Below are 11,535 nucleotides of genomic sequence, written 5' to 3' on the forward strand. Positions count from 1 at the left end.
TAGAAATACAATTATTCGATTATTCAGTTGGAAAATTAAATACTCTTGGTCTTTATTTGCTGTTTTGGACATTTTAATGTAACTTGCGCGCTTATTTAAATAATATTTTTTTTACAGGAGGATGATAGGTATGGATAATCATGTTGTAATAATGGCTGGTGGCATAGGGAGCCGTTTCTGGCCGATGAGCACTCCGGAATGTCCTAAACAATTTATTGATGTAATGGGATGTGGCCGGTCACTGATTCAATTGACGGCAGACCGTTTTGATGGTGTTTGCCCCAGGGAAAATATGTGGGTGGTAACTTCTGAAAAATACATTGATATTGTTCGGGAGCAGTTGCCGGAAATTCCGGAAAGTAATATTTTAGCGGAACCCTGTGCACGAAATACTGCGCCTTGTATCGCGTTTGCTTGCTGGAAAATCAAAAAGAAGCATCCCCGTGCTAACATTGTAGTAACTCCTTCGGATGCATTAGTCATCAATACGGGCGAGTTCCGTAGAGTGATGGAGAAAGCACTTCGTTTTACGGATGATAGCAGTGCTATTGTCACAATAGGTATTCGACCGACTCGTCCGGAGACAGGCTACGGATATATTGCTGCTGCCAACCAGCTTCAAACAGATAAAGAAATTTATACAGTAGACGCATTCAAGGAAAAACCCGATAAAGAGACAGCTGAAAAGTATTTGGCGGAAGGTAATTTCTTCTGGAATGCGGGAATCTTTGTGTGGAACGTGCGTACTATCACTTCCGTGATGCGTGTATATGCTCCGGGTATCGCACAGATTTTTGACCGTATTTTCCCGGATTTCTATACGGAAAAAGAAAATGAAACAATCAAAAAGTTGTTCCCGACTTGCGAAAGTATTTCTATCGACTATGCGGTGATGGAAAAAGCGGAGGCAATTTACGTGTTACCGGCTTCTTTCGGCTGGTCGGACTTAGGTACATGGGGAGCACTTCGCGGTCTTTTACCACAGGATAAATCGGGAAATGCTACGGTAGGAACCGATATACGTTTGTATGACAGTAAGAACTGTATTGTGCATGCCAGCGAAGAAAAACGAGTTGTTGTTCAAGGACTGGATGGATATATCATCGCAGAGAAAGATAATACATTACTGATTTGTAAACTGGAAGAGGAACAACGGATTAAAGAGTTCTCGAAATAAAGATTATTTCGTTTGTTGATATTCGTGTGGTGTCATTCCTGTCATTCGTTTAAAGAACTTCGAGAAAAAAGAAGGATTAGGGAAATTTAATTCATCAGAAACTTGATAAACGAGCAGATTGCTATGTTTTAGCAATACTTTTGCTTCTAGTATAATGGACTGGTTTATCCAGTCCATTACTGTTTGTTGACTGGCCTGCCGGATAACTGTATTCAGATAACGCGGAGTGAGACATAGCTTATCCGCATAGAAGTTCACGTTACGCTCTTTCTTGCTGTGTGTGTTGACAAGAGAGATGAAGCGTTGGAAAATCTCTTCCTGTCTTGTCAACTGTGCAGGATTCTGCTCAATGCTGTTTTGAGCGATATATTCTAAATAATAGAGGAGGCTGGCCAAAAGATGTTGTATAGCTTCTTTGCGGAATGGCGGTTCCTGCAATACTCCCCATGTCAAGGTGAAATAATGTTCCACTTGTTGCTGTTCTTGTGGAGATAGTAACAATATGATGTTTTTCTGATGATGGAGAAGGTAAGAGAAAAAATCGTCTTTTTCGGATATAGGAAGGAAATTGTGGTCGGCTGCTATCATTTGCATATCAAAATCAGGAGACACTTCTGTGATTTGAATAATGGAGTTAGGAGCGATCACTGCGATGTATCCCGGTTGGATGGTATATTCGATCAGATTAATGAGAATTCGGGCAGAGCCTTGCTTGACGAATGCGATACGTCCTTCTTTAATACGATACGGTTGACCGAGTGAGAAAAGAGTCGTTTCCATCTTTACAAAGCTATTGACGAATCCGAAATCAGAAGATATATAACGATGCTCGTTATGCCGGACAATTTTAAGATTGTCTAATAATTTAAGTGCTAACTCTATCGGTTCTTTTTGTCCCATTTTCTTTTCTCTTTTCCGGCAAAGGTAATAAAATGCGGCATACTTATTTGCTTTTTTCTGTTTTATCGAACTAATGGAACACATTTACCAACTCTTGGAAATGACCAGTATCTTTGAAATCCTTATCTTTGTCTTTCGAAGAAACCAAAGAAATAATGGATATGAAAAGAATGATTTTCAGTTTCTCCTTTTTACTGTATGTAGCAGGAGCGTATGCGCAGATAACATTGGAAGAATGTCAGCGGAAGACGCAGGATAATTATCCGTTGGTACATCAGTATGGTTTAGTGGAGAAGACAAAGGAATATAATCTGGAAAATGCAGCCAAGGGATATTTACCTCAATTTGCTCTTTCGGCAAAGGCTTCTTATCAGAGTGATGTGACAGAAATTCCGGTAAAACTTCCCGGAGTAGATTTAAAAGGATTGCCCAAAGACCAATATCAGGTCATGTTGGAGTTGCAACAGAAGATATGGGACGGGGGAGGAATCCGTATGCAGAAGAAGCAGACGATTGCAGAGGCTGAAGTGGAGAAAGAAAAACTGAATGTAGATATGTATGCGCTGAATGACCGCGTGAATGATCTTTATTTTGGAATTCTCCTGCTGGACGAGCAAATCAAACAGAATACATTGTTACAAGATGAGTTAGAGAGAAATTATCGTCAGATTACTGCTTATGTGGAAAATGGAATAGCCAATCAAGCTGATTTGGATGCAGTGAAAGTGGAGCAGTTGAATACAAAACAGAAAAGAATTGATTTAGTATCATCACGGGCAGCTTATTTGAAAATGCTTTCGCTGTTGGTAGGAGAAGCACTGTCTCCGGAAGCGGTGCTGGAGAAACCTGTACCTCAAAGTACGGTTTCGGCTGTCAGTGAGATTCGTCGGCCGGAGTTGGCTTTGTTTGATGCACAGGGAGCCGGACTGCAAGTGCAGGAGAAGGCTTTGAATGTGCGTCATCTTCCGCAGTTCGGACTGTTTGTGCAGGGGGCATACGGAAATCCCGGATTGGATATGCTGAAGAATGAATTTTCTCCTTATTATATGGCAGGTGTCCGGCTTTCATGGAATTTCGGTAGTCTGTATACTTTGAAAAATGACCGTCGGGTGATCGAGAAGAAAAGACAGCAACTGGATAATAACCGGGATATATTCCTTTTCAATACAAGACTGGAAATGACGCAGCAGGATCAGGCTATCCATTCTTTGGAGAAGCAAATGCGAGATGATGATGAAATTATCCGGTTGCGTACGAATATCCGTAAAGCTGCCGAAGCAAAGGTGGCAAATGGAACATTGACTGTGACTGAAATGTTACGTGAACTGACCAATGAGAGCTTGGCGCGTCAGTCGAAAGCCATGCATGAGATTCAACGGTTGATGGGAATTTATCAATTGAAATATACAACGAATTATTAATATAACTTCTCCGGATATGAAAAGAATAACAAAAATAGGAATGTGGGGGATAACGCTGATGATGTTATCTGCCTGCGGAAATGGAACACCTGATTATGACGCAACCGGTACATTTGAAGCTACGGAAGTAATAGTGTCCGCCGAGGCTGCCGGAAAATTGCTACGACTAGAAGTAGAAGAGGGAACAAAGCTGGAAGCGGGTGAGGAGATCGGGTTGGTAGATACGGTACAATTGTATTTAAAGAAACTGCAATTGGAAGCCAGTATGAAATCGGTAGAAAACCAGCGTCCTGATCTTGCCAAACAGATTGCCGCTACCAAGCAGCAAATTGTCACGGCAGAGCGTGAGAGGAAACGGGTGGAAAACTTGCTTGCTGCAGGTGCGGCCAATCAAAAACAACTGGATGATTGGGACGCGCAAGTCAAATTACTCGAACGACAGCTCGTTGCACAGGAATCATCGTTGCGTAATAGTACGAATAGCCTTACAGAACAAGGCAATTCGGTTGCTATACAGGTAGCGCAAGTGGAGGATCAGTTAGCTAAATGTCATGTTCAGTCACCTATCGCAGGTACAGTATTGGCTAAATATGCGGAAACCGGTGAATTGGCGGCGATAGGCAAGCCTTTATTTAAGGTGGGCGAAGTGGATCGTATGTATTTGAGGGCTTACATAACTTCCGAACAGTTGTCGCAAGTGAAACTGGGAGATCAAGTGACTGTGTATGCTGACTATGGCAACTCGGAGCAGAAAGCTTATCCGGGGGAAGTGACCTGGATTTCCGATCGTTCGGAATTCACTCCAAAAACAATTCTGACGAAGAATGAACGTGCTAATCTGGTATATGCAGTGAAGATTGCGGTGAAGAATGACGGAGCGTTGAAGATTGGTATGTATGGCGGAGTAAAATTAAAGAATGAAGATTAAAAATTAAAGTCAGGGAGATGGAGAAGGATGTACCCATAGTGGTTGTGAAAGGAGTCGGCAAGAGCTATGGAACGGTGGAAGCGCTGAAAGAGGTTTCTTTTGTGGTAGAACGGGGAGAGATCTTTGGGCTGATAGGTCCTGACGGTGCCGGTAAGAGTACCTTATTCCGTATTCTGACTACTTTGCTGCTGGCAGATAAGGGAACGGCCACGATTGGCGGACTGGATGTGGCAACAGAATATAAACAGATTCGTACGAAGGTGGGATATATGCCCGGTCGTTTTTCACTTTACCAGGATCTTTCAGTAGAGGAGAATCTGGAGTTTTTCGCTACCGTATTCCATACAACTGTTCAGGAGAACTATGATTTAATTAAAGATATCTATCAGCAGATAGAACCGTTCAGGAAAAGAAGGGCAGGGGCTTTGTCGGGTGGTATGAAGCAGAAACTGGCATTGAGTTGTGCTTTGATCCATAAACCGGATATTTTATTTCTGGATGAACCCACTACCGGAGTGGATCCTGTGTCGCGCAAGGAATTTTGGCAAATGCTTCGTAACTTGCGGGAACAGGGTATTACCATTGTTGTTTCTACTCCCATTATGGATGAAGCCCGGCAATGTGACCGGATTGCTTTTATCAATCATGGAAAGATTCATGGCATTGATACCCCCGAGCGTATTCTTCAGCAATTTGCATCCATCCTTTGTCCTCCTTCTTTGGAACGGGAGGAGGTGAGACATGAAACCGCTCCGGTCATTGAAGTGGAGCAGTTGACAAAGTGTTTTGGTAATTTTACAGCGGTAGATCATATCTCCTTTCAGGTGAACCGGGGAGAGATATTTGGCTTCCTGGGTGCTAACGGTGCCGGAAAGACTACAGCCATGCGCATGCTTTGTGGATTGAGCAAACCGACATCAGGCATAGGAAAGGTGGCAGGATATGATATTTTCCGGGAAGCTGAACAAGTAAAGAAGCATATCGGCTATATGAGCCAGAAATTTTCGCTGTATGAAGATTTGAAAGTGTGGGAGAATATCCGTCTGTTTGCCGGGATTTATGGGATGAAAGAGCAAGAAATAGAGCGGAAGACAGAAGAATTGTTGGATCGCCTGGGGCTTGCTGACGAGCGGGATACTTTGGTGAAGAGCCTTCCGGTGGGGTGGAAGCAGAAATTAGCTTTTTCAGTTTCAATCTTCCACGAGCCGAGAATTGTTTTTCTGGATGAGCCGACGGGTGGAGTAGATCCCGCTACGAGAAGGCAGTTCTGGGAATTGATTTATCAGGCAGCCGACCAGGGAATCACCATATTTGTCACTACCCATTATATGGATGAAGCGGAATATTGTAACCGGATATCTATCATGGTGGACGGTCAGATTAAAGCTCTTGATACACCTGCCCGTCTGAAGCAACAATTCGGTGCAGAAACGATGGATGATGTTTTTCAGCAATTAGCCCGCGGTGCGGTGCGCAAAGCAGATTGATTATGAGACAGTTTATAGCTTTTGTAAAGAAGGAATTTTATCATATTTTCCGTGACCGGCGAACCATGCTGATTTTGTTGGGGATGCCGGTTGTACAAATTATACTATTCGGTTTTGCCATCAGTACAGAGGTGAAAAATGTCCGGTTGGCGGTACTCGATCCTTCTAATGATGTGGTGACACGAAAAATAATTGATCGTTTGGACGCCAGTGAATATTTCACTGTTACCGCGCGTTTTCATTCGCCCCAGGAAATGGAAGCTGCTTTTCTGAAGAATAAGGTTGATATGGCGATTGTTTTTAGCGAACGTTTTGTTGATGATCTCTATACGGGTGATGCTCATGTGCAGCTGGTAGTAGATGCAACAGATCCGAATATGTCGACTTCGCAGGTTAATTATGCGACGGGAATTGTTTCTATGGTAGGTCAGGAAATGATGCCGCCCAATATGTCGGCTGCCCGTTTAACGTCGGATATAAAACTGTTGTATAACCCGCAAATGAAGAGTGCTTATAACTTTGTTCCGGGGGTAATGGGGTTGATCCTGATGCTGATTTGCGCTATGATGACCTCGATTTCCATTGTTCGTGAAAAAGAGACGGGGACCATGGAGGTATTACTGGTTTCGCCTGTGAAGCCACTATTTATTATTTTGGCAAAGGCTGTGCCTTATTTTGTGTTGTCGTTTGTCAATCTGATAACAATTCTTTTACTTTCGGTCTTTGTGCTGGATGTTCCGGTAGTAGGAAGTTTATTCTGGTTGATAACCGTCTCTTTGTTGTTTATCTTCGTATCCTTGGCGTTGGGCTTATTGATTTCATCAGTCACGCGTACACAGGTTGCGGCCATGCTGGTTTCCGGTTTGATGTTGATGATGCCCACGATGCTTTTATCGGGGATGATTTTCCCTATTGAGAGTATGCCGTTGATACTTCAGTGGATTTCGGATATACTTCCGGCACGTTGGTATATTCAGGCTGTGCGAAAGTTGATGATTGAAGGAGTACCTGTTGTATTGGTATATAAGGAGATTGGTATCTTATTATTAATGGCGACGGTACTTATTACGATCAGTATCAAGAAATTCAAGTATAGATTGGAGTAGATAAGAATAATATGTTAATGTGCCAATTGGCTGTGTTATACTACATGGCATTGACATATAAACATATCAGCAAATTGAAGAATTATTTATGATAAAGTTCCTGATAGAAAAAGAGTTTAAACAATTGCTTCGCAATTCGTTTCTTCCAAAATTGATTCTTGTATTTCCATGCATGATTATGCTATTGATGCCTTGGGCGGTAAATCTGGAAATCAAGAATATACAGCTGAATATTGTGGATAATGACCATTCGGCTATTTCACAACGTTTAGTGAATAAGATTGCTGCCGCCACTTACTTTCGTTTGGTAGAAGTACCGACCTCGTATGAAGAAGGTCTTCGAAACATTGAAATTGGAACGGCTGATATTGTGATGGAAATTCCAAGGCATTTGGAACGGGATTGGATGAATGGAGAGGATGCTCATGTATTGATAGCAGCCAATGCCGTGAATGGAACGAAAGGCGGTCTGGGTAGTTCTTATTTGTCTTCTATCATTAATGATTATGCAGCCGAACTACGTTCGGAACATCCCGAAGCAGCTACCGTTTCCGGCACTTTCCCTTCCATACAGGTTGATACGCAGGGATTGTTTAATCCGAATCTGAACTATAAGCTCTATATGATTCCGGCATTGATGGTCATGTTGTTGACTTTGATTTGTGGTTTCTTGCCTGCGTTGAATGTGGTTAGCGAGAAGGAAGTGGGGACAATAGAACAAATCAATGTGACTCCGGTTCCGAAGTTTGTTTTTATTTTGGCAAAGCTCCTGCCTTATTGGCTGATTGGTTTTCTGGTGCTGACGGTGTGTTTCATATTAGCCTGGTTAATTTATGGCATAGTACCTGTCGGGCATTTTCTGTTGATTTACTTTTTCGCGGTTCTTTTTGTTCTGGTGATGTCCGGCTTCGGACTAGTCATTTCCAACTATTCAGCAACGATGCAGCAATCAATGTTTGTTATGTGGTTCTGTTTGTTGGTGGTGATTTTGATGAGCGGTTTGTTTACCCCCATTAGCAGCATGCCGGAATGGGCACAAATAATAACGATATTCAATCCTTTGAAGTATTTTATGGAGGTGATGCGAATGATATATCTGAAGGGGAGTGGTTTCTTTGATTTGCTGCCGCAGTTCGGAATATTGTTGCTTTTTGCAGTCGTGTTTAATAGTTGGGCGGTAATTAGCTATCGGAAGAACAACTGAAGATAATAAGGGGGCAGTCCGAAAACCCTGTGGGTATGTTATGTTAATAAGGCGGCATTGCCTGCAAAGACAATAAAAAAACAGCTCGTTTCCCTTTAAGGGAGAGAGCTGTTTTTGATCCTTTTCATCACCGTCTCCGGTGAATAGTAAGTGGTTACTGTATTACTTTATTTCGATTTGTCTATTTGGCTTCTTTACTTCTTCTTCAGAGAGTTTCGGAAGTTCGATATTTAGAACGCCATGTTCTACAGATGCAGCAATTTTTTCTTTGTCTACATTATCCGGTAGAATCATTGTTTGCTGGAACTTAGAGTATGAGAATTCGCGACGCAGATAGCGACCGTCTTTCTTTTCCTCCTTGTTTTCTGTCTTCTTCTCCATACTGATAACGAGGTTATTATCTTCATCAATGCGAACATTGAAATCATCCTTCGTCATACCCGGAGCAGCCAATTCCACTTTGTATTCTTTTTCTGTTTCCAAAACATTAATTGCAGGTGCAGTAGCATTTGCTTTTACCATCCAATCGTTATCAAAGAAATCATTAAAGATACTTGGTAACCAACTTTGAGTTCTTCTAACAGGCATCATAATTTTAGTCTCCTATCTTTAAGTTAAACATTCAGTTAATTATTCTTGAACTTCGGTTTTTTCACTTCTGATGATACCGGTTGTCCCGGTTTCCATCGTCTGCTCTCGAACCGTTGTTCGCTTCCATAAGTGCAAACCTTATGCCAAGTGATTTTTGAGACTAAAATTGTCTATTTGTCATTATAATAATGCCAATTTTGCAATAATGATGACAAAATGTATTTTGTTTTTATTTATTTTATATAAGATAGATATTAATTTGATAATATGTCTATTTCTTCTCGATTAGTTTGAATCTCATTCTTAATGTTTGCCTTTCTTCGTCATAGTCATAGCTAATGATTTTGAAAGTTCCCATTTCAGAAGTATTTGATACATGCAATCCGATACAGGCACAGGCGTCATAATCTCCAATGCGGACAATGCGAAGGGTAGGACTTGCGTCAGCAGGTAGCTTGCTTAAATCTACGATGTCTTTGGCCTGTTCATGTGTCATATACTCAACAGTCACAGGTAGGTTTTGACTGATTGCTTCATTTACTGTCTCTTCAATGGACTGGATTTGTTCCGCTGTCGGACATGAAGAAAGTATATAGTCGCATTTGCTCTTTTTTCTTTCGATGTGGGCATTGCGAGAACGCGGGCAGCCAAAGGTTTTTACCATGGTTGCATTGAGTAAATGCTCTGCTGTATGCATAGGAGGATACTCCTGCTTGTTGTGGTCGTTGAGTTGAATTTGTTGTTCCATAAATTATTTCAATAACTTTTTATTTTTGATATCTTCTAGTATGCTCATTTGTTGAATTGCTATTTGATTTAATTTGATAAGTCTGTCTTTGGGTGTCAAACCTTCATTTATGAAAACGGCATTTAAATTTTCCATGTTTGATAAGCAGATAAGTTCATTGATTGAGGCATAATCACGAATATTACCTTTTAAATTAGGGTGTGTATCACGCCATTCTAAGGCTGTCATTCCAAACATGGCTACATTAAGGATATCAGCTTCGCTGGCATAAATCATGGATGCTTGCTGTGGGGTGATTTCTTGAGGGATAAGATGCTGCTTGATTGCATCAGTATGAATATGATAATTAATTTTAGATAGTTCTCGCTTTGCTGACCAACCAATTTGAGCTTGCTCTTGCTCTTTGAGACGTTGGAATTCTTTTACTATATATAACTCAAATTCAACAGAAATCCAACTTGCAAATTTGAATGCAATATCTTTGTGGGCAAAAGTGCCGCCATATCTTCCGGATTTGGATATGAGTCCAATAGCACAGGTCGTTTCTATCCATTTTTGAGGAGAAAGAGTGAATGCATTTAAACCTGCTTCTTTTCTAAACCCCTCGAATTCGAGGGGTTTAAAATGGGGGTTATATAATATTTCCCATAGTCCTAGATATTCAATAGTCATTCTATTACGTAGCCAGTTGGCAATAACAGTATTAGCATCTGTTGTCTTGTATTTAGCTATGTCGGTTAAAGAAATATAATCTGTATCGTTGATCTTTAAGATAGTAACGTCTGTGGTCTGAACTGTAATCTTTGCCATATTCTGATTTTTCAGTAAAGGTAAAGTTATATTTGGGAATAAAGAAACGTATATCACTTTTTATTCAAGGTATGTTAAACTCACTTCTAATATATAGGCATAAAAAAAGGAGCAACGCCTTGCTCCAACCTTTGTTAACCTTAAATCTAATACTATGAAAAACACATTGCAAAGATACGGACTATTGGGAAATTAGCAAATAATCCAAGAAAAATGGCATGTTATATAACATAGATTAAGAAAAACTTCTTTCGTCTTAACGGTTATTCGATATTTTGGGCGTCTATGTATGGAGTTTTTTTTATCTTTGTGCAAAATATCATATTACTAATACTTAATATAAACATGGATAAAAGAAGATTAAGCCAATGGATGTTATTGGCTGTTGTTTGCTTGAGTTTCTCAATAGGAGAAAGCTATGCACAGAAAAATGATTTTAGAAATTTAGCTCGTTATTCAAAACAAAATGCTGCACTTCCAAAGGCGACGAAGAAAGACAAACGAGTTATTTTTATGGGAAATTCCATTACGGAGGGCTGGGTACGTACTCATCCGGACTTTTTCAAATCAAACGGTTATATCGGCCGTGGAATCAGTGGGCAGACTTCCTATCAATTCTTGTTGCGTTTTCGGGAAGATGTGATTAATCTTTCTCCTGCTTTAGTGGTGATTAATGCCGGAACAAATGATGTCGCCGAAAATACACAAACTTATAATGAAGATTATACATTCGGAAACATTGTTTCTATGACAGAATTGGCAAAAGCAAATAAGATAAAAGTGATTCTGACTTCCGTATTGCCTGCCGCTGCATTTAAATGGAGAATGGAAATAAAAGATGTTCCACAGAAAATTAAATCTTTAAATGATCGGATAGAGGCTTATGCAAAAGCTAATAAAATTCCGTTTGTTAATTATTATAAGGCAATGGTGGATGAAAATCAGGCCTTGAATCCCCAATATACTAAAGATGGAGTGCATCCGACAGGCGAGGGGTATGATATTATGGAGCCGTTGATTAAGAGTGCGATAGAGAAAGCACTCTAAGGTTTATTGATGTAAATTTTGAAATATAAATGCTGTCTGATAATCAAGTTGGGCAGCATTTATTGTGAATGTGCACTTCTATGGATATAGTTGTTGAAAAGGTTTTAGATGACGTA

Annotated in this window: 11 protein-coding genes; 7 read left to right on the forward strand and 4 right to left on the reverse strand. The window is 40.6% G+C overall.

Annotated features, from left to right (window positions below):
• Nucleotides 1-130: 130 nt before the first annotated feature.
• Entirely contained in the window at nt 131-1,177 is a 1,047-nt protein-coding gene (locus tag BXY_RS00540; RefSeq protein ID WP_008770623.1) for a mannose-1-phosphate guanylyltransferase, read from the forward strand.
• Between the two features lie 3 nt (nt 1,178-1,180).
• Here BXY_RS00540 and BXY_RS00545 read toward each other — a convergent pair whose 3' ends face one another.
• Nucleotides 1,181-2,077 (reverse strand): AraC family transcriptional regulator, encoded by an 897-nt coding sequence (locus tag BXY_RS00545; protein ID WP_134993455.1) that lies wholly within the window; start codon nt 2,075-2,077, stop codon nt 1,181-1,183.
• A 161-nt stretch (nt 2,078-2,238) separates the two neighbouring features.
• Here BXY_RS00545 and BXY_RS00550 point away from each other — a divergent pair, with 161 nt between their 5' ends.
• The 5 genes from BXY_RS00550 to BXY_RS00570 all read left to right on the forward strand — a co-directional run bounded on the left by BXY_RS00550 (nt 2,239) and on the right by BXY_RS00570 (nt 8,223).
• Nucleotides 2,239-3,498 (forward strand): TolC family protein, encoded by a 1,260-nt coding sequence (locus tag BXY_RS00550; RefSeq protein WP_208946697.1) that lies wholly within the window; start codon nt 2,239-2,241, stop codon nt 3,496-3,498.
• 16 nt (nt 3,499-3,514) lie between these two features.
• Nucleotides 3,515-4,426 (forward strand): HlyD family secretion protein, encoded by a 912-nt coding sequence (locus BXY_RS00555; protein ID WP_134993453.1) that lies wholly within the window; start codon nt 3,515-3,517, stop codon nt 4,424-4,426.
• Nucleotides 4,427-4,443: 17 nt separating this feature from the next.
• Nucleotides 4,444-5,913 carry an ATP-binding cassette domain-containing protein gene (locus BXY_RS00560; protein WP_015530968.1) on the forward strand — a complete coding sequence of 490 codons (1,470 nt, stop codon included), beginning with the start codon at nt 4,444-4,446 and terminating at the stop codon, nt 5,911-5,913.
• Nucleotides 5,914-5,915: 2 nt separating this feature from the next.
• On the forward strand, nt 5,916-7,019 hold the full coding sequence (locus tag BXY_RS00565; protein ID WP_004312690.1) for an ABC transporter permease: 1,104 nt from the start codon (nt 5,916-5,918) through the stop codon (nt 7,017-7,019).
• Between the two features lie 88 nt (nt 7,020-7,107).
• Complete coding sequence (locus BXY_RS00570; RefSeq protein WP_004312691.1) at nt 7,108-8,223, forward strand: ABC transporter permease; 1,116 nt, start codon at nt 7,108-7,110, stop codon at nt 8,221-8,223.
• A gap of 162 nt (nt 8,224-8,385) precedes the next feature.
• On the opposite strand, the gene BXY_RS00575 is transcribed toward BXY_RS00570, so the two are convergent.
• The 3 genes from BXY_RS00575 to BXY_RS00585 all read right to left on the reverse strand — a co-directional run bounded on the left by BXY_RS00575 (nt 8,386) and on the right by BXY_RS00585 (nt 10,372).
• Complete coding sequence (locus BXY_RS00575) at nt 8,386-8,814, reverse strand: Hsp20/alpha crystallin family protein (RefSeq protein ID WP_004300008.1); 429 nt, start codon at nt 8,812-8,814, stop codon at nt 8,386-8,388.
• 271 nt (nt 8,815-9,085) lie between these two features.
• Nucleotides 9,086-9,562, reverse strand: a complete 477-nt coding sequence (locus BXY_RS00580) for an alanyl-tRNA editing protein (protein WP_008640605.1) — start codon at nt 9,560-9,562, stop codon at nt 9,086-9,088.
• 3 nt (nt 9,563-9,565) lie between these two features.
• Entirely contained in the window at nt 9,566-10,372 is an 807-nt protein-coding gene (locus BXY_RS00585) for a KilA-N domain-containing protein (protein ID WP_008022818.1), read from the reverse strand.
• 345 nt (nt 10,373-10,717) lie between these two features.
• Between BXY_RS00585 and BXY_RS00590 the strand changes: the two genes are divergently transcribed.
• A complete protein-coding gene (locus BXY_RS00590) occupies nt 10,718-11,419 on the forward strand; it encodes an SGNH/GDSL hydrolase family protein (RefSeq protein ID WP_195436663.1) in 702 nt (233 codons plus the stop codon).
• Nucleotides 11,420-11,535 lie beyond the last annotated feature (116 nt).

It is taken from the genome of Bacteroides xylanisolvens XB1A (assembly GCF_000210075.1).
In the GTDB taxonomy this organism is placed as follows: domain Bacteria; phylum Bacteroidota; class Bacteroidia; order Bacteroidales; family Bacteroidaceae; genus Bacteroides; species Bacteroides xylanisolvens.